The organism is Amycolatopsis taiwanensis DSM 45107 (assembly GCF_000519205.1).
Lineage (GTDB): Bacteria > Actinomycetota > Actinomycetes > Mycobacteriales > Pseudonocardiaceae > Amycolatopsis_E > Amycolatopsis_E taiwanensis.
Genome location: NZ_JAFB01000003.1, coordinates 71,868 through 90,599 on the forward strand (window position 1 = coordinate 71,868; position 18,732 = coordinate 90,599).

The window sequence follows — 18,732 nt, forward strand, 5'->3', positions numbered from 1 at the left end:
CGGCGGGACGCGGCGGCGACACCGACCTGTGTGTCGGATCGGTGTCGTTGCCTGCCACCCCGGCACTGCGTCCGGCCGGTGTTCGGAAGCCGCCTCCCTCAAGGGGATGCCCCGAAACCGGCTGGATCGGGGCATCCGCGCTCGACGACCCGCTGTCACCCGTCCTCGCCGGGCTTCGTGGAGGCCGGCACGCCACAGCCCGCGCCGGCTCCCGGGCTCTCGACGGGAGTGTCCAATGCGGACAGGGACATACCCTTCGTCTCACGGGTCGCGACCACCGCGATCGTCGAGATGATCGCGGCGACCGCGAGGTACAGCGCGATCGGGATCGACGAGCCGAAGCTCTTGAGCAGCGTCGCGGTGATGAACGGCGCCAGGGAACCCGCGAAGATCGACGTCGTCTGGTAGCCGAGTGACACGCCTGCGTAGCGCATCCGCGTCGGGAACAGCTCGGCCATCATCGCCGGCTGCGGGGCGTACATCAGGCCGTGCACGGCGACCCCCAGCACCAGCGCCAGCACGATCAGCACCGGGGATCCGGTGTCCATCAGAGGGAACCCGGCGAATCCCCACCCGATCATGGCGACCGAGCCGGCGAGGAACACCGGACGGCGTCCCCACCGGTCCGCGAGGTGGCCGAACAGCGGGACCAGCACCATGTGCGCGAGGTGCGCGAACACCAGGAGCAACAGGATGTCGGTCGTGCTGCTGCCCACCCGCAGCGCCAGATACGTGATCGAAAACGTCACCACTACCTGGTACAGGATGTTCTCACCGACCCGCGCACCCATCGCCACGAGGACACCGCGCGGGTACCGCCGCACCACTTCGATGATCGAGGTCCGCTCGTTCTCCCGCGCCTGCGCCTTCTCCAGCGACGCCAGGAAGATCGGCGCCTCCTCCACCTGCGTGCGGATGTAGTAGCCGATCAGCACGATGACCGCCGAGGCCCAGAACGCAGCACGCCAGCCCCAGGACAGGAACTGCTCCGGTGAGAGCACTCCCGACAGCCCAAGCAGGACCACCGTCGCGACCAGGTTGCCGATCGGCAGCCCCGCCTGGGGCCAGCTGGACCAGAACGCCCGGCTGCGGTCCGGGCTGTGCTCCCCCACCAGCAGCACCGCGCCACCCCACTCGCCGCCGAGCGCGAAGCCCTGTACGAACCGCAGAAGCACCAGGATCATCGGCGCCCAGTACCCGATCGAAGCAAAGGCGGGAACACAGCCGATCGCGAACGTCGCCGCCCCGACCAGCAACAGGCTCAGCTGCAGAAGCTTCTTCCGGCCGAGACGGTCGCCGAAGTGCCCGAAGACGATCCCGCCGAGCGGGCGGGCGACGAAGCCCACCGCGTAGATGAGCAAAGCGTTGATCACACCGTTGAGCGGCTGGTCGGACTGAGGGAAGAACAACGCGCCGAAAACGAGTGCCGAGGACGCCGAATAGAGCAGGAACTCGTACCACTCGGCGACTGTGCCGGCCATCGAGGCCGCCACGACCTTCCGCAGCCCGCTCGGCGGCGGGCTCGCGTGCTGTGTTCGCATGGGTGACTCCTTTGTCGATAAGTATTTGCACAATCGGTTGTGCACCTCGTGCGGGCGCCCCCTGGGAGAGAACGTTCGGCAAGGGTGCAGATCGGACTTCCGTGAGGTCCTCGGGACCGACGACATCGGGCATCCGCCCGCCGTGTTCCGCTCAGTCCCGTGACCTAGCCGACCTCGGTGGCGGTCGCCGTCGAGCAGCATCCCGACAACCGTCCTGCACAGCAGGACTCGCGCACGGCGAGAACGCCTTCGGGCAGCGGGTATTCAGCGACCGCCGAAGCGGGGCGGTCGCTTGTGGACGAACGCCGCGATCCCTTCCCTGCCGTCCGCCGACTCGAACAATGCGGACAACTTCGCCCTCTCCAGCTGGAAACCCGCCCCGGCCGACGCTTCCGCCGCGGCCGGCACGGCGGCGGTGACCGTCTCGCGGATCGCGGCGACGGCCAGTGGCGCCTGTTCGGCGAGGGTGGTGGCGACCTGGGCCGCCCGGGCCGCGAGTTCGTCCCGGGCGCAGCGGTGGGTGACGATGCCTGCCGCCTCGGCCGCCTCCGCGTCGAGGCGCTCGCCGGACATCACCAGCCACTTGGCGCGGTTGGGGCCGACGTGCCAGGTCAGCCGCTGGGTACCGCCCCAGCCCGGCAGGAGTCCCAGGCAGACCTCGGGCAGGCCGAACGACGCCCCGTCCGCCGCGACGACGACATCGCAGCTGAGGACGAGTTCGAACCCGCCCCCGAGCGCCAGGCCGTTCACCGCGGCCACGACGGGGACAGCACATGTCGCGATCCGATCGCACAAAGTGTTGCACCGCTGGGTAAAGGCGTCGAACGACACGCGGTCCGCGTCGGCGTAGAACGCGATGTCGGCACCGGCGGCGAAGGCCTTTCCCGCCCCGGTCAGCACGATCGCGCGGATGGAGGGATCGTCCTCCAGTTCGGTGAGCGCCTTCTCGAGCGCGTCCACGACGGCGGCGTTGATCGCGTTGTACTTCTCCGGCCGGTTGATCGTGACGACCGCGATCGGCGCGGACCGCTCGACCAGCACCGGGCGCGGCGCTGTGTCAGCCACGGACCACACCGCCTTCCAGCAGGCGTGCGATGTCCTCGGCCGAGTACCCGAGTTCGGCGAGGACCTCCCCGGTGTGCTCCCCGAGCGCCGGGGGCAGGCGGCGGATTCCCGGGCGCTGCCCGCCGTAGCGGATCGGGTGGGCGAGGACCTGGACCGGGCCGGCCGAAGGGTGGTCGAAAGACAGGAACGTCTCGTTGTGGCGCACCTGCGGGTCGGCCACCACGTCGTCATAGCTGTTGACCGGGGCGTGCCAGATGCGGAACTCGGCGAAGCGCTCGGTCCAGTACCTCGTGGTCTTCTGGGCGAGCAGTTCGGCGATACGCGCGTTGATCTCGTCGCGCATCGCGTACTCGGCGTCGGGTTCGATCCCGCGGAACCATGGTTCCTCCAGTACCTTGCTCAGGGCGTCGGTGCTGGTCAGGGAGATCGTGAGGTGCCCGTCGGCCGTGGCGAACACGCCGTAGGGCGCCTTGTAGAACGGCGAGGAGATCCCGCTCGTGCTCCGCTGCCCGCGGAAGCCGTTCAGGTAGTACGACAACGGTTCGATCTGCAGGTCCAGCGCGGCATTGAGGAGGTTGCTCTCCACCCGGGTGCCTTCGCCGGTGCGCTCGCGGCCGTGCAGGGCGGCGAGGATGCCCAGTGCGCCGAGCACGGCAGCGTGCTGGTCGACCAGCGACGCGCCCACCGGAGTCGGCGGCCCGGACGCCGGGCCGGTCGTCGAGGCCAGCCCGGACAGCGACTGGATGAGCACATCCTGCCCGGGACGGTCCTTGTACGGGCCGTCGGACCCGTAACCCGACAGCGAGCAGTAGACCAGCCCGGGGTTGGTCTCATGCAGCTTCTCGTAGCCGAGCCCCAGCCGGTCCATCACCCCCGGGCGGAAACTCTCGATGAGCACGTCGGCGCCGTCGATCAGCCGGCGCAGCACCGCTTTCCCGTCCTCGTTCTTCAGGTCGACCACCATGCTGCGCACGTTGCGGTTACCGAGCAAGAAGAACACCGACACACCCTCGACGTAGGCGTCCGGGCCGGACCAGCCGCGCTCGAAGGCACCCTGCGGTGGTTCGACCTTCACGACGTCCGCGCCCAGGTCGGCCAGGATCTGCGTAGCCGAGGGGCCCTGCAGGAAATGGGTGAAACTGACGATCTTGATTCCGGAAAGCATTGTTGCCCTCGTCCTGTCAACGAGGAGCCTCAGCCGACGAGCATCGGCAAGGGATCGCAGTTATCGGCAGGGGCAGCTGCGAAGCGATCCCGGGGCTCCGAACGGAAATGTCCGGGCTCGAGTGAAGTGCCACAGTGGACACCGGCGAAGATGTTAAGCGGCGACCGACCTCCCGGTCAAGGCACCGGCCGCGTCGACTCCCGGACGATCAGCTCCGGCACCGGCTCCTCGACCACAACGTCGCCGAGCCGTTGCCCCGCGAGGTGATCAAGCAGCATCCCGCATGCGCGGTGCCCCAGGGCGCGCAGCGGCATCCGCACGGTGGTGAGGGCGGGCGCCCAGGTTTCGGCGACCCAGGTGTCGTTGATCGCGACCACCGACAGGTCCTCGGGCACCCGGACACCCAGGCGGCTCAGCGCCGACAACGCCCCGATTCCGGCGTTGACACTCGAGACCACCAGCGCGGTCGGCCGCGTTTTCCGCTGCATCATCCTGGTGACGGCCGCGGCACCACCAGGCGCCTCCCAGCCGGAGCGCTCGACCCACGACGGGCGCACCGAAAGTCCCGCCGCGCGCATGGTCTCGGTGAAGCCGCGGTGACGGCGGACGGCCGTGTCGTGCTCGGCCATGCCGGCGAGGTGACCGATGCGTTCGTGACCGAGGTCGATCAGGTGCCGGGTCGCCGTCGCGGCCCCACGGACATCGTCGAGGACAACCGAGCCGGCGCGCCCGGCCAGTTTGGAGTTGATCAGCACCACCGGCGGATCCCCGGCGAGCACCTCACGCAGGCGCGTGTCGTCGAAATCCTCACGCCGCTGCAGGAGAACCCCGTCGACCCGGCCTTCGGCGACCAGCCGGCGTAACTGGTCGCGCCCGGCCGGCGGCGGGTCGATCTGACTCAGTAGCACCGACATCCCCGCCTCGCCCGCCCGATCCTGCACGCCCGCCAGCATCTCGGCGAACACGGCGTTGTTCACATCCGGGACGATCAGGCCCACGGCGCCCGACTTGGCGAACCGCAACGCCCGCGACCGGTGATTGGGCACGTACTGGAGCTCTTCGGCGACCGCGCGCACCCGTCGGCGGGTTTCCTCGCTCATCCGGGTCGTGAAGTCGCCCGTCAGGGCACGCGAAGCCACCGCCTTGGACACCCCCGCCGCCTCGGCGACCTCCCGCAACGTGGCCATGGGCTGGAGCATATCGCGATCAGACACCAGCGGCACAACCGGTTGCGCGCGATGCACAACCGGTTGTGCACCTAGCTTCCGCCGTGTTTTACTACCTCCCGGGTTCGAGTGAGCACCATCGATGTCAGCGAGGCCACCGATCCGGCGGGCAGCCGGTCGACCTGGCCTCGCCCACGGAAGCCGGGAAAGGCTGGTCGGCCATGAGCGAGGAACGCTTCTTGATCACCGGGGTGATGCGCTGCAGCTGGGCCGGCGCCTCACCCGTCCGGGAAACGTTGAGGTCGTGACGTTCGGCCTCCCGGCGGACAACTCCCGCCCCCGAACGACTTCCTTTCAGTGTTCGGGGGGCGGGCAACTCATGCGCCAGACCGCATCACCCCTGAGGCAACAACGAGGCCGAACGCCACGACACTCCCCTGCTGACCGCATGGGCCGCACCCGCAAGTCTTCACCGGGACGGCCCTTTCCGACGCGGGTGCAGTCGGTCAAGCCGCGACCGATCTCGGTCCGACCCGCCCGGGCCCGCAGTCCTGCAGACGCAACCCCGAGCGGGAAACGGCGTATCAGCAGTACCGGTCGCTGTTCCGCGCGGCCGATGCCCCAGGGCGAGCTCGGCAGGTCCGGCACCGACCTTGCGAGGTCATGGCGCATCCGTCGCCCGCCTGTGCCCTCAGCAGCAGAAGGCCGTCCGGCTCGCCGCGGGTCGGCTGACGAGCCCTGATCCGGCACCGGCCGTCCTGTCTGCGCGCACCTTCGATGCACACCTGTACCGGGCGTCCCCCGAGCCGGGGGTCACGACGTTCGCTCAGGCCCGCGACCTGCCGGCCGCCCGGCGGGAGTGATCCGGACCTGTGGCGGCAGCCTGGTCCACACCAGATCCGCCGGATCGGCGGCCATCACCCCGGGGGCCTTCGCGACCAGGATGTGCGCGGCCATGGGGGCGAAGTCGCCGCGGAAGTGGACGGAGCTCTTGACCACGACGATCCGCTGGCGCTCGGGCTCGATCCCGACCATCCGGAACAGGTTGCGGTCGAACACCTGCGTCCGCCCGGTCGTGACACCGATCCGCACGGAACCGCTGCGCAGGCACGCCGACGGGCCGAGGTCGACGACGTTGCCGTGCATCATCGGGCCGTCGAACCGGCAGCGGCCGTCCGAAAGGTGCTCCACCGTGAACCGGCCGTGCACGGGCGTGTCGCCGGGCACGGCCGGTTCCCCGCCGAGACCCACGGTGATCGTCGCGCCGACCCCGGCCGCGTGGGCGGCGGCGGCCGCTTGCGGGTCGGTGAACAGGCCGATCGCCGCCGGCCCGGGGTCGGCGGCGAGCAGCGCCTTGAGCAGCCCGGTGGTACGCGCGGTTCCGCCCGCGCCGGGGTTGTCCTGGGTGTCGGCGATGACGACCGGTCCATCGGAGCTGAGCCGGATCGCGTCGGCCACCGCCTGCCGCGGGTCGGGTAGCTCGATCGCCCAGTCCGCTTCCCGGCTCGTGACCTGTTCGTGGACCCGGTCGACCTCTTCAGCCAGCCCGCCGCCGTAGCCGAACACCACCGGCCCGCAGTCCGGGATGTCGGCGGCCGGGAACCCGGCGGCGAAGGACATCCCCTCGACCAGGCCGCGGTAGACGGCTCCGGCGGGCTCCAGATCAGTGCAGCCCGCGTTGATCGGGATGAGGAACGGCACCCGTCGCCACGCCACTCGCGGCCGCTCTCCTGCGATCGCCCGCGCGAGCAGCCCGGCCGCGCGGGCGCCGGTCTCCGCCATGTCGACGTGCGGGTAAGTGCGGTAGGCGACCAGCGCGTCGGCCATGGCGAACATCTCCTCGGACAGGTTTGCGTGCAGGTCCAGGCTCGCCACGACGGGCACGTCGTCGCCGACGACCGCGCGCAAGCGGCGCAACAGCTCACCCTCGCCGTCGTCGTGGTGCTCGGTGACCATCGCGCCGTGCAGATCCAGGTACACCGCGTCCGGGCGGGCGGAGCGGGCTGCGTCGAGGATCTCCCCGGTGATGCGCTCGTAGGCGTCGGCGGTCACGGGCCCGGACGGGGACGCGGCTGCCCAGACCACCGGCAGCACGGTCACGTCCCGCATCGCGCGCAGGAATCCGCCGATCGGCAGGTTCACGTTCGCCAGCCGCAACACCTCCTCGCCTCGGCACAGCGCCGGGAACCCCTCCCCGTTGAGGAAGTTGCCGTAACCGGCGGGGGTGTCGGCGAACGTGTTGGTCTCATGCTGGAAACCAGCGGCCAGGATCTTCATCGTGCCTCGTTCCGGAGCTTGGTGAACAGGATGAGCAGCCCCCCGATCAGCAGCAGGGCGACCATCGACAGCAGACCCGTCTCGGTGCTCCCGGTGGCCTGTTTGACGTAGCCGATCAGCGTGGGGCTGAAGAACCCGCCGAGCAGCCCGATGCTGTTGATCAGGGCGATCCCGCCCGCCGCAGCGGTGTCGGTCAGGTACGCCGACGGGATCGCCCAGAACACCGTGTACGAGCCCCACATCGCGGCCGTGGCGATGACCAGCGCGAGCATCGAGACCGCGAACGACTGCGCGGTGAGCGCGGCCACCGCCAGCGCTGCCGCGGCGACCAGCGCCGGGACGGCGCTGTGCAGACGGCGTTCCCCGCGCCGGTCCGATCGGCGGGACAACCAGAACATCAGGACGAGCGAGCACGCGTACGGCACCGCGGTCCACAGTCCGATGTGGATGGAACTGGCGACCCCGTTCTCCCTCAGGATGGTCGGCAGCCAGAAACTCACCGCGTACAGGCCGCTGATCAGGCAGAAGTAGCCGATGGCGAGCGCGTACACCTTGGGATCGGTCAGCACGCGCCGGAAACTGTGGTGCCGCGTGGCCCCGGGCCCCGCCACGTCCGCGGCGATCCGGGCCTTCTCGGCCGGGGTGAGCCAGCGGGCGTCGGCGGGGCCGTCGGGCAGCACCTTCCACACCACGAACGCCAGCAGGACGCACGGCAGGCCCTCGACGAGGAACATCCACTGCCACCCGGCGAGCCCGAGCCCGCCGTCGAACGCGGTGAGCACGAGCGAGGACAGCGGGCCGCCGATCATGGATCCGAGCGGGCCCGGGATCATCAGCACCGACATCGCCGCAGCCATCCGCGCGGGCGGATACCAGTATGTCAGGTAGAAGATGATGCCCGGTGCGAACCCGGCCTCGAACACGCCGAGCAGGAACCGCAGCACGTAGAAGCTGGTGCTGTCGTGCACGAACAGCATCGAGGCCGACGTCAGGCCCCACAACAGCATGATGCGGAAGACCGTCTTGCGCGTGCCGATCCGCTGCAGCAGCAGATTGCTCGGCACCTCGAACAGCACGTAGCCGAGGAAGAAGATACCGGCCGCCAGACCGTAGACCGACTCGCTGATCCCGATGTCGGTGGTCATCTGCAGTTTGGCGAAGCCGATGTTCACGCGGTCGAGGTAGGCGAAGACGTAACACACCACGAGCAACGGCAGGATCCGGCTGCCGACCTTGCGGTACAGCGCGTCCGGTACGACTTTGTCGGAGATGTCGACCATGGTCACTCCCTGGTCCGGTAATTTCCGTTTACACTCCAGAAGACCCCGGAGTTCCTCGGAAAATCGACGGATACTGACGGCGAAGGCCCGGCACACGATGGATAGTGACAGCCACCTGCTGGACGAGACCGATCTGGCGCTGGTGGACGCACTGCAGGTGCACCCGCGGGCCAGCTGGACGAACCTCGCCGAAGCGCTGGACCTCGCGCCGGTCACGCTGGCGCGGCGCTGGCAACATCTCGTCGAGTCCGGCTCGGCGTGGATCACGGTGGCGCTGAGCAACAGCGCGATGCGCGGCGCACTGCTGGAACTGACGTGTCGTCCGCGCACGGCGGAGCGCGTCGCGCTGGCACTCGCGGAGCTGCCGAACGTGTCGACGGTCGGGATCACCACCGGGGAGTTCGGGGTGTTCGCGCTGGTGCTGGCGCCGAACCTGCCCGCCGTCGCCGAGGTGCTGGTGCGCACGCTGCCGATCCCGCAGGAGGTCACCAACGCCCGCTCGTACGTCTACAGCGGACTGTTCGGTGGGGTGGTGTGGCGGCTCGGCGTGATGAACCGGGCGCAGACCGAGCTGGTCCGCGAGCCCGCCGGGCCGGCACCGGAACAGATCCGGCCGTTCGGCCCGGCGGACCGCGCGCTCTTCCTCGCGCTGGGGTACGACGGGCGGCGCCCCTACACAGAGCTGGCCGCGGAGCTGGGCACGTCACCGCAGGCGGTCAAGCGGCGGCTGGATCGCCTGCGGCGGCACGGCGACATCACGTTCCGGTGTGACGTCGCCCGCCCGCTCACGGGGTGGGAGTCCATGGCACTGCTGTGGCTCGCGGTGCCGGACCTCCTGGTGGGCGAGACGGGCCGCCGGCTGGGCGCCTGGCCGGAAACCCGGCACTGCGCCGCGGTTCCCGGCCCGGCCAACCTCTCCCTGATCGTGAGCCTACGGTCCTTGGATCACCTCGGTGACCTGCTCACGCGGATCGCGCTGGAGTGCCCCAAGGTGTCCGTCGTGGACCGCCGGATCGTGCTGCGGCAGGTCAAGGTGCACGGCCGGATCGTCGACGAACTGGGCCGCAGCACCCGCGTCGTCCCCGTCGATCCCTGGGCTAACCCGTCGTGACCGTCGAGCGCGTACCGGCGGACTCGATGTCGCGGCGCTGGGTTTCGGGGCCGACGGCGAGTGCGATGAGGGTGAGCACCGTCAGCAGCCCCAGGTACACCGCGACCGGCCACCAGTGGCCGGACCACGCGAGCAACGCGGTCGCGATCAGCGGCAGGAAACCGCCGGCCAGCACCGAACCGATCTCGCGGGCGAACGCGAATCCGGCGAGCCTGGTCCTGGTGTCGAACAGCTCGGCGAACCACGCGGCCTGCGGAGCCAGCATCGCCGGGTAGCAGATACCGAGCCCCACCACGAACCCGGCCACGACGGCCACCGGCTCGCGGGTTTCCAGCAGGAGGAAGAACGGTACGGTCCACAGCGCCGACGCGATGGCCCCGGCCGCGTAGACGGGCCGCCGCCCCCACCGGTCGGACAACCAAGCGAACAGGGGCACCCCCGCCACCTGCACCGCCGACGCGACGATCACCGCGGTCAGCCCGAGCGACTGGGACAGGTTCAGCTGCTTGGTCAGGAACGCGACCGCGAACACGGGGAACAGGTAGGCGAAGCCGTTCTCCGCGAAACGGGCGCCGACGACGACCAGAAAGCTCTTGGGCTCGTGCCGCAGGGCGGCGAACAGTCCCGTCTTGGTCTGCTGGGCCTGTTTCGCGTTCTCGAACGCGGGGGTCTCGTCCACGCCGCTGCGAATGAAGTACCCGATCGCGAGCATGACGATCCCCAGCAGGAACGGCACGCGCCAGCCCCACTGGCGGAACTGCTCGTCGGGCAGCAACAGGAACAGCTGGTAGATCCCGGTCGCGAGCAAGGTGGCGAGTGCGAAACCGGCCGGGGCCCACGCCCCGGCCAGTCCGCGCCGCCGCTGGTCGCCGTGCTCGACGGACAGCACCACGGCACCCGCGTACTCGCCTCCGGCGCCGAAGCCCTGCACGAGCCGCAACAGGATCAGCAGCACCGGCGCCCACACGCCGATCTGGTCGTAGGTGGGCAGCACGCCGATCAGTGCGGTCGCCAGACCCATCAGCACGATCGTTAGCACCAGCATCGTCTTGCGGCCGAGCCGGTCGCCGAGGTTGCCCAGCACGATCCCGCCCAGCGGCCGGGCCAGGAAGCCGACAGCGTAAGTGGCGAAAGTGGCCAGTGTGCCCGCGACCGGGCTGATCGCGGGGAAGAACAGCTTGTTCAGGATCAGTGCGGCCGCCGTGCCGTAGATCAGGAAGTCGTACCACTCGAGCGTGGTGCCGACGAGTGCGGCGATCCCGGCTCTGCGGGCGTGCCGTCGGGGTGTGTTCACGGAAGCCGGCTCCTTCGGTGGCTAGGGGAAACTTCAGTGGCGGGCGGGACGGCGCAGGACCGCGCCTCGCTGGATCGGGCCGACCAGTGCCGCGTACTGGCCCAGCCAGCCGCGTTCGGCGCCGGGATCCCCGGCGGTGACCGGCTTGCCGTCGCGCACCGGATCGGCGTCGATCAGCCGTGCGTCGAGGTCGATCGAGATGGTGTCCCCGTCCTGGACCCCGGCGAGTGGCCCGCCGTCGGCCGCTTCGGGCATCACCTGTCCCACGACGAGACCGTGGTTCAGTCCGGACAGTTCGCCGTCGGTGACCACGGCAACCTGACCGCCGAGACCCGCGCCGTTGAGCGCTGCCACGAAGCTCGCGGCGAACACCGTGCCCGGGCCGCCCCTCGGGCCCATCCCGCGCAGCACGATCACGTGGCCCGGCTCGATCCCGCCCTGGCCGAGCGCGGCGATCGCCTCGTCCTCACCGGCGAAGACCTTGGCGGGCCCGGAGAACTGGCGGCGCGCCGAGCCCACTCCGGCGACCTTGACGATCGCGCCGTCCGGCGCCAGCGAACCACGCAGGATCAGCAGACCCGGCTCGTCGGCAATGGGTTTCTCCAGCGGGCGCACCACGTTGCCATCCGGTTCGGTCGCCTCGGCGATCAGTTCGGCGACGGTGCTGCCGGACACGGTGAGCGCGCCGGTGTGCAGCCGCGATGCCAGCGCACGCAGTACGGTCCGGACCCCGCCGACCCGGTCGAGGTCCCACACCTGGTGTGTCCCGTTTGGACGGATGGCGGCGAGTTGCTTGGCGCCGCGGCCCTTCTCCTCGAACAACGCGACTACGTCGAGATCGAGATCGGCCTCCGCGGCCACGGCTGTGAGGTGCCGGATGCAGTTGACCGAACCGCCCAGCGCCAGCGCCACCTCGACCGCGTTCTCGATGGCGTCGCGGGTCAGCACCTTCCGGGCGGTGAGCCCTTCCCGGACCAGCTCGACGGCACGGCGTCCCGCGGCCGCGGCTCGTTCGAGCATCGGCGCGGAGTTCGCGCGAGTCGGCGCGGAACCGGGCATCGTCATGCCAAGGGCCTCGGCGAGCACGTGCATCGTGTTCGCCGTCGCCAGGCCCGCGCAAACACCGGGCCCCTCGATCGCCCGGTCGGCCAGCTCACCGAGCTCGTCCACGCCCAGCTTCCCGGACGCCACGGCACCCACCGATTCGTACACCGAGTCGATGTCGACCGAGCAGCCGGAGAACGTGCCGCCCCGCTGGTAGCCGCCGATGACGATGACCGAGGGCAGGTCGAGCCGGGCGGCGGCCATCAGGTGGGCCGGGGTGGTCTTGTCGCAGCTCGACAACAGCACCATGCCGTCGAGCTGGGCGCCCTCGACAGCAGCTTCGACGTCGTTGACGATCAGGTCGCGGGTCGGCATCAGGTAACGCGCCTTGCGGCCCGCGCTGGTGACGAAATCGGACGGCGCGGTCGTCCGGATTTCCAGCGGCAACCCGCCCGCCTCACGGACAGCGTCCGCGACGACTCCCGCCACGTCGTCGAGATGCGCGAAGCACACCGACAGCTTCGACGACGTGTTGACGATCGCGATCTTGGGCTTGCGCTGGTCCTCGGCACTGATGCCCATCGCGCTCCACTGGGCGCGACGCACGGCCCAGCGAGTGGTGCCGGGCTCGAAGTTGCTCCGCAGCTGGTCCATGGTGTTTCTCCCGTCAGGAAAGGGAAAGTGCACTTCCGTTGGCGACCATCGCCGACCGGACCTCGCGGCCGTCGAGCTCCCGGTAGGGGAGGCCCTTGTCAAGCGACAGCAGGGTTGCCACGGCGGCGGCGTGGCCGTACTCGAAGCACTGCGCGGTGACCCGCGCCGAGGCGAGTGCCTCGTGCTCGGCGCTCAGACAGCGGCCCGCGACGATGACGCCTTCGCCGCGTTCGGGCACGAGCGTGCCGTAGGGCACCTCGTAGTAGTCGTCGAGGAGCCAGGTCAGCTTGGGCCGGTCACCGGCGTGTAGCTCGATCGGCCACGGCACCCGGCAGATCCCGTCCTCGCGCTTGCGTGCTGCGAGGACGTCCTCGTTGGACAGCCGCTCGATCCCGGTGATCGTGCGGGTCTGCCTGATCCCGGCCTCGACGCCGGTGTCCACGACGAAGGCGTTTTCGCAGCCCGGGATCCGTTCGCCCAGGAAGCGCGCGTAAGCGCGGACCTGCCGGCGTCCCAGCATCTCGGCCTCGGTGAAGTCGACGGGGTCGATCACGTTGAGCATCCGGCCGTCGCGGCCCGCCAGCCGTGTCGCGTTGACCAGCAGCTCGCCCGGCCTGGGGGTGGTGAAGATCCAGATCTTCTGTCGGGGCAGGTCCAGCCCTGCGTCTCGCGCCCGGAGGATCTCCTCGGTGACGTACGGCGGGCAGATCGTGTCCTCGCCGTAGAACTCCAGGAACCGCTCGACGTCAACGTTGCCGAGGCGGAAGAACATGGTCGGGTTCTGGATCGCGCCGTTGTCGCCGAAGGTGTAGCGGTGCCCGGCGCGGGCGACCACCGCCGCGTCGCCCGAGGCGTCGATCGTCCTGGCGGCTAGCACAACGGCCCGGCCGGCGTTCGACTCGATCACGACCCCCCGGTGGGTGTCCCCGTCGAGGACGACGCCGGTGACGGCGGTGTGGAACAGCACCGTGACGCCCGCGGCTTCGAGGAGGTCGTCCGCGACCTCGCGCCACACCAGCGGATCATGCGCCGCGGTCCAGGTCTTGCCGTAGACCTGCGGTGCGGTGAGACCGCCGCGGGCGGCCAGTTCCCGCCGGAACCGTTCGGTGAACCCCGCGACGACCTGCCTCGGCTCGCGGTCGGTGTCCGACGCGAGGTACATCCCGCAGATCGTGCCGGACATGCCGGCGACCGCCGCGCCACCGGCGAAGCCGTACTTCTCCACGACGAGCACCGACTTGCCCGCCTCGGCCGCGACGACCGCCGCCGCGACCCCGGCTGCTCCGGCTCCAACGACGAGCACATCGACCTCAGCCAGCACATCAAGCCCCTGATCCGGCGGGCGGCTGGTCAGCGACCATCCCGATATATTGGTCATGTATTGGTTGTACATTGTGCGGCGCGGTACTGTCCAGACCCAGCAGAGGAGTGAGCAGGAGGCGCCCGTGGCGAACAAGGCCGACCAGGCCTACGACGTACTGGAACGCATGATCACGTTCCAGGAGCTCCCGCCGGGTTCGCTGTTGTCGGAGGCCCGGCTGATGGAGCGCACGGGACTCGGCCGCACTCCGGTGCGCGAGGCGCTGCAACGGCTCGCGCGGGAGCGCATGGTCGAGATCCACCCCAGCCAGGGGGTGTTCGTCGCCCCGACCTCGATCGAGGCGCAGCTCAAGGTGCTCGAACTACGCCGCTGCGTGGAGGAACTCGCGGTGCGCCTTGCCGCGCACCGGGCCACAACGGAGCAGCGCGAGCGGATCCTGGCGCTGGCCGAGGTGCTCGGCGCGTTCGACGGCGACGACTCCCGGCGGTTCGGGGAACTGCTCAAGCAGACCCACACCCTGATCGTCGAGGCCGCGCACAACGAGTACCTGTCGGTGGCGATGGCCCCGCTGCAGGGGCTCTCACGCCGGTTCTGGTTCGCCCACCTCCGGAACCCGAAGGCGGAACTGGCCGAAGCGTCCGACCTCCACGGGGACATCCTCCGCGCCATCCGCCACGGGGATCAGGCCAAGGCGTCGGAGGCCTCGCTCAGGCTGAACGACTACCTGACCGACTTCACCTACCGGACCCTGCGAGACCAGTGATTCACGCGCTTACCACGACCCCGCGAGGACGATCGCGGTCGTCGAGTGGGCCGCCGTGACCTCCGTCGACGCGGGTCAACCGGGCGCGGCAACAACTTCGCGACGCGCTCGTGGCGAACGCGATTAGGCCGGCCACCCGAGTCTCGTCCGAGACGTCCGCAGCGAACGGTCCGGGCCGCCTCGTCGGCGGTCAGCACCTCCGCCGCGTGCAGCATCGAAGTGCCGTCCTCGGCCAGGCAGCTGAGCGTTTCCAGCCGCGCGGTGTCGGTCATTCCGTCCGTCACCATCACCGGGCTGACCCGGATGCGGCGCTCGGCCGCGCCCTCCGAGTCGCGGGGATCGGCCGGTGCCCAACCGGTGGTTTGCACCGAGTTCGGGCCGTACACCATGGAGACCTTGGGGGCTCGAGGTCATGACCGGCGCGGAAACGGCCGCCGGCCCGTCGCAGCACACAGGAGTTGCTGGGATGACCACCGGCTTGACCACCGCGCTGGTCACGACGACCACCGCCGAAAGACACACGAACGCGACCTACCCGCCACAGTCAGGTGTCGGAGTGCATTCAAGCACAGGGACGTTGGATGTCGCAGGCGTGCTACGAAACTGTGTCCAAGGGGGGACTCGAACGCATGTTCGTGGCGTCCATGCACAGGTTGCGTGTTCATGCGACGGACCATGCCATGTGTCGCGATCAAGCGCCAGCGTGTTCACGCATCCGATTTATTGTCGCAAGTTCTTATGCCTCAACGATTCTTGCGAGGCTTCCAATACACTCCCCCTTTCGCAACCACCTCACGAGGCGATCGGACAGTCGTCGAGAATTGGATTCAAGCGATCCTTTCATGAGTTCACAGGGGTCACAGGGTCATCCAAGGAAGTAGGCAGCATCGCCGATCGTCTGGAATGGCCTTGAGCGCAGTTGTTTGATGCTCACTCCCTTGGTGCTTGCTCACTTCGATCTGCGAGTGTCCTAACCAGTGGTCGAGCGTCCCGATTCGGCAGTGAGAAACCCCCGATATCGGCGGGTTTGCGATCCAGCCAAGCGGGGTTCACCGGCGAGTCCCTGGACCGCGTCCGAACCGTAGCCGGCGAGGGACAACAAAGCAGGCTCGCACCGGAACCCCTCACCGTGGCCCAGCGCCGCCCGCGCCCTGTCCGCGCCCACATGCACCCGCCGCGGTCACGCGGGTAACGATCGCGGCCAGGATCGCCTGGGGGTCGTGGCCTCATCGGTTGGCCCTCCTCGCGACATGACCGGCACGGCCTGCCAAGCCACCCCAGAAGGCCGTGTTCCGGCAACTTTCCGACACCACTTTTTCAAAACACTTGCGTGCCGGTCAGCCGCCATCGTCTTGCCAGCTACCTTCCCAGCCGATCACCGCCGAGTTGCGATGGGACGGACCACAACTAATATCGGCCTGGGTTTTCATAATTGTGATCAGACCGGCGCGCGAACGCGACCTGGTGCCCTCAGAGGGGGCCACCCGGGACTCGAACCTATGGATTAAAGGCCCAGACCAATCCGATGTCAGCGAGTGCCACTGGTGTCGATCTCTGCCGATCCGTGCAGGTCAACCGCCATCTTTTCGTGTTTGTAGTGCCGGGGAGTGCCGCCTGGTGTCGGGCAATGATTCGGCAACGGAGCCCCATCGGAGACGCAATACACGAGCTTCCGGTCCACTGTGGACGTTTTCGCGGCCGCCTTAGTCACTGTCGGGGCGGGTCGCGCTGCTCGATTGCGATTGCCTTTGGGTGAGCCGGCTGGAGCCAGCCAGGCGCGCCACGCCTCGGCGCTGGATCAGCTGACCGATGTGCCGGGCTGGCAGTGGAGTAGAGCGTGATGGGCCGGGCGGAGCGTCGTCGAGTCAACGCTGCGGTGTTGTTGTTGGCTGGGGACTGTCCCGCGTAGTGCGAACCCAGATATGGGCTACCAGTGTGATCTCGGGGACCTGCTGATTTCGGTGGCCGTGCGGTGTGCGGTGGTAGCGAGTACCAGTGCCAAGAGAGAGGGATCGTCGGCGTGTCTGTTCAGGTCAGGGATGATCTGGTGCGCCTGTCCGTTGACGGCGTGATCGACGACCTGCGCGGCCAGCATGAGCGAGCGACGGCTGGCATCGCGGTCCCGGGTGATCTCGCAGTCGGCAGACGCGGGGCGTGGGCCGGCCGGGTGAGGCCACGCTGTCGACTCACCCGGGCTGCGGGTTTCGGCGATAGTGTGAGCGAGCACGGCGATCGCGGTGTGCTGCGGGTCGTGGTCGGGTGGCTGGCCGGGAAGCCCGCTGGCGAGCGTACGGATGACAGCAGCCGCCTGTTCCGCGGGCAGGTGGGTGTCCCGCCAGTAGGCCGCCACCACCCGCGTCAGCGCAACGACTAGAGGAGTCTCATCGCACACCTGCCTTGCCAATGTCCCGGTGTGGAGTCCCTCCGCTCGAGCAATGCGTTCTCGGGCGATCACGTAGCGGCAGGGCTCGACAGCGATCGGCAACTCGACCAGCAGTTCACCGACCATCTCCATCGCCAGTTCGATCTGGGCATTGTCCTGCCATCCCGCGAGCTCGATCAGGACCGCGGCGACCGATTCTTCGTGACGGTCCTGCATACCGCCGACCAACTGCCCGATCGGCTGCGCCAGCCAGGATGGCAGGTCAGGCTGTCGACCGTCGGGGTGTGCCCACCGCGGTGCGAAGTCGGCCAGGAGCCAGGCCCAATGGCGCAGCATCAGTAGCCGGGCGAGCCCCTCGGTGCGCTGCACACAGCTGCGTGCGCGCGCGAAGTCGCCGCGACGGGCAGCATCGAGGACGACGTCCGTGGTGTCGATGACGTGATACGTCACCCGATCGACGTTCTGGCCACTGTAACCGTCATCGCTCACCTCAGCATGCTCCTTTTCCACGTGGACGATCGCCGCCCGAACCAGACTCACCTCGTTTCTTTCAACGGTGCCAGGTGGTCCGACAAGCTCGTTCCCACGGGCGCGCACTGACCTTCCACAGCGCACACAGCTGCGGCCTGTCTCGCCAGTCCGCGGCTGTGCCCGTCGGCTCGTGACGCCTCGCCCTTCGCCGGTGGCGGCATCGTGCACTCAGCTGGAGGCGGGTTCGTCTCAGCACAGAGGTTGGCTGGTCAGGATTGCGCCGGCTCCGAGGCAACCTTGCATCCGACGCCGGCCAATCCGCGCGAGCGAAACTCCGGGGTCGGTCGGTCTGTGTTGTCGTCCGGCCGCCATGCCGTTATCCAGGTCAGGCCGGGCTCTACCAGCTCGAAGTCACCGAAGAATGGTTTGATTTCTTCCTCTTTGCGGAGGTGGCCGGGCAGTGTTGCCTTCGTCTTGTAGTTGTTCGCCACCTGCTGCCAGGCTGGATCGTCGACGTCGGCTGCGTGGGACAGGGCGAGCAGTGAACCCGGTGGAAGTTGGTCGCGGTAGAACGCCAGCGGAACCTCGGGCCGGGTGTCCGGCGGCATGAAGTGCAGGACGGCCGCCAGGACCAGGCACACGGGCTCGGCGGGATCGATCACGTGAGTAGCAAGAACCTGTTCCCACACATCGTCGTAGTCGAAGAAGCTTCCGCAGACTGCGCGGTGGCGGGCCGGATCAGCGTCGGCAGCAAGTAGAAGATCCGAATGTGCCTGCACAATCGGGTCGTTGTCGACGTAGACAACGGTGGCTTCTCCACGCGCCACGATATCGGCCACCTCGTGGATGTTCCCCTGAGTGGGCAACCCGGACCCGATGTCGACGAACTGCCGCACGCCCTGCTCGATGGCGAACCGCACGGCACGACCAACCCACGCCCTGTTCCACCTCATCATCAACGCTAGGTCAGGGAGGGCCGTGAGCTGTTGGTCGAGAAAGGCTCGGTCGATCGCGTAGTTGTGCGTTCCCCCCAGCCCGGCGTCGTACACGCGCGCCGGGCTCGGCTTGTCGAGCTCGATCCCCAGGTCACGAGCCTTCTTCCGCAACTCGCCGAGAATAGCCTCAGACATCATTCCTCCCAGTGGAGATAGAACCTGATTTTCAAAGGACGGCTCTTCTAGCGGTGAGAGACCAAGC

The 18,732-nt window shown here is 68.8% G+C and carries 13 protein-coding genes; 2 read left to right on the top strand and 11 right to left on the bottom strand.

The window, feature by feature from the left end; translation table 11 throughout:
• Positions 1 to 155: 155 nt before the first annotated feature.
• The 6 genes from A3CU_RS0100370 to A3CU_RS0100395 form a co-directional block, all read right to left on the bottom strand.
• A complete protein-coding gene (locus A3CU_RS0100370; RefSeq protein WP_027940580.1) occupies positions 156 to 1,541 on the bottom strand; it encodes an MFS transporter in 1,386 nt (461 codons plus the stop codon).
• Positions 1,542 to 1,805: 264 nt separating this feature from the next.
• Complete coding sequence (locus A3CU_RS0100375; protein ID WP_052371384.1) at positions 1,806 to 2,606, bottom strand: enoyl-CoA hydratase/isomerase family protein; 801 nt, start codon at positions 2,604 to 2,606, stop codon at positions 1,806 to 1,808.
• Positions 2,599 to 3,771, bottom strand: a complete 1,173-nt coding sequence (locus A3CU_RS0100380) for a CaiB/BaiF CoA transferase family protein (RefSeq protein WP_027940582.1) — start codon at positions 3,769 to 3,771, stop codon at positions 2,599 to 2,601. The genes A3CU_RS0100375 and A3CU_RS0100380 overlap by 8 nt, the downstream gene beginning before the upstream one ends.
• A 176-nt stretch (positions 3,772 to 3,947) precedes the next feature.
• Entirely contained in the window at positions 3,948 to 4,958 is a 1,011-nt protein-coding gene (locus tag A3CU_RS0100385; protein ID WP_027940583.1) for a LacI family DNA-binding transcriptional regulator, read from the bottom strand.
• Between the two features lie 792 nt (positions 4,959 to 5,750).
• A complete protein-coding gene (locus A3CU_RS0100390) occupies positions 5,751 to 7,214 on the bottom strand; it encodes a M81 family metallopeptidase (protein ID WP_027940584.1) in 1,464 nt (487 codons plus the stop codon).
• Complete coding sequence (locus A3CU_RS0100395; RefSeq protein ID WP_052371340.1) at positions 7,211 to 8,494, bottom strand: MFS transporter; 1,284 nt, start codon at positions 8,492 to 8,494, stop codon at positions 7,211 to 7,213. The genes A3CU_RS0100390 and A3CU_RS0100395 overlap by 4 nt, the downstream gene beginning before the upstream one ends.
• 97 nt (positions 8,495 to 8,591) lie before the next feature.
• Here A3CU_RS0100395 and A3CU_RS0100400 point away from each other — a divergent pair, with 97 nt between their 5' ends.
• A complete protein-coding gene (locus A3CU_RS0100400) occupies positions 8,592 to 9,605 on the top strand; it encodes an Lrp/AsnC family transcriptional regulator (RefSeq protein ID WP_027940586.1) in 1,014 nt (337 codons plus the stop codon).
• Here the strand turns inward: A3CU_RS0100400 and A3CU_RS0100405 are convergent.
• From A3CU_RS0100405 to A3CU_RS0100415, 3 genes are read right to left on the bottom strand one after another with little or no spacing between them, the layout of a single operon-like run.
• On the bottom strand, positions 9,592 to 10,899 hold the full coding sequence (locus tag A3CU_RS0100405; RefSeq protein WP_027940587.1) for an MFS transporter: 1,308 nt from the start codon (positions 10,897 to 10,899) through the stop codon (positions 9,592 to 9,594). The genes A3CU_RS0100400 and A3CU_RS0100405 overlap by 14 nt on opposite strands.
• A 33-nt stretch (positions 10,900 to 10,932) precedes the next feature.
• Complete coding sequence (locus tag A3CU_RS0100410; RefSeq protein WP_027940588.1) at positions 10,933 to 12,597, bottom strand: dihydroxy-acid dehydratase; 1,665 nt, start codon at positions 12,595 to 12,597, stop codon at positions 10,933 to 10,935.
• Positions 12,598 to 12,610: 13 nt separating this feature from the next.
• Positions 12,611 to 13,975 carry an FAD-dependent oxidoreductase gene (locus tag A3CU_RS0100415; RefSeq protein WP_043840499.1) on the bottom strand — a complete coding sequence of 455 codons (1,365 nt, stop codon included), beginning with the start codon at positions 13,973 to 13,975 and terminating at the stop codon, positions 12,611 to 12,613.
• 67 nt (positions 13,976 to 14,042) lie between these two features.
• On the opposite strand from A3CU_RS0100415, the gene A3CU_RS0100420 reads away from it, so the two are divergent.
• A complete protein-coding gene (locus A3CU_RS0100420; protein WP_027940590.1) occupies positions 14,043 to 14,681 on the top strand; it encodes a GntR family transcriptional regulator in 639 nt (212 codons plus the stop codon).
• Positions 14,682 to 16,608: 1,927 nt separating this feature from the next.
• Here the strand turns inward: A3CU_RS0100420 and A3CU_RS0100425 are convergent.
• On the bottom strand, positions 16,609 to 17,604 hold the full coding sequence (locus A3CU_RS0100425; protein ID WP_027940591.1) for a hypothetical protein: 996 nt from the start codon (positions 17,602 to 17,604) through the stop codon (positions 16,609 to 16,611).
• Positions 17,605 to 17,804: 200 nt separating this feature from the next.
• The gene (locus tag A3CU_RS0100430; RefSeq protein ID WP_342668875.1) at positions 17,805 to 18,668 is read right to left on the bottom strand and encodes an SAM-dependent methyltransferase; all 864 of its coding nucleotides are present in this window, start codon (positions 18,666 to 18,668) and stop codon (positions 17,805 to 17,807) included.
• Positions 18,669 to 18,732 lie beyond the last annotated feature (64 nt).

Excerpts from the sequence above, each read along its gene's own strand:
- A3CU_RS0100370 (WP_027940580.1), bottom strand. The coding sequence starts at position 1,541 with ATGCGAACACAGCACGCGAGCCCGCCGCCGAGCGGGCTGCGGAAGGTC.
- A3CU_RS0100380 (WP_027940582.1), bottom strand. The coding sequence starts at position 3,771 with ATGCTTTCCGGAATCAAGATCGTCAGTTTCACCCATTTCCTGCAGGGC.
- A3CU_RS0100385 (WP_027940583.1), bottom strand. The coding sequence starts at position 4,958 with ATGGCCACGTTGCGGGAGGTCGCCGAGGCGGCGGGGGTGTCCAAGGCG.
- A3CU_RS0100390 (WP_027940584.1), bottom strand. The coding sequence starts at position 7,214 with ATGAAGATCCTGGCCGCTGGTTTCCAGCATGAGACCAACACGTTCGCC.
- A3CU_RS0100395 (WP_052371340.1), bottom strand. The coding sequence starts at position 8,494 with ATGGTCGACATCTCCGACAAAGTCGTACCGGACGCGCTGTACCGCAAG.
- A3CU_RS0100400 (WP_027940586.1), top strand. The coding sequence starts at position 8,592 with ATGGATAGTGACAGCCACCTGCTGGACGAGACCGATCTGGCGCTGGTG.
- A3CU_RS0100410 (WP_027940588.1), bottom strand. The coding sequence starts at position 12,597 with ATGGACCAGCTGCGGAGCAACTTCGAGCCCGGCACCACTCGCTGGGCC.
- A3CU_RS0100415 (WP_043840499.1), bottom strand. The coding sequence starts at position 13,975 with ATGACCAATATATCGGGATGGTCGCTGACCAGCCGCCCGCCGGATCAG.
- A3CU_RS0100430 (WP_342668875.1), bottom strand. The coding sequence starts at position 18,668 with ATGATGTCTGAGGCTATTCTCGGCGAGTTGCGGAAGAAGGCTCGTGAC.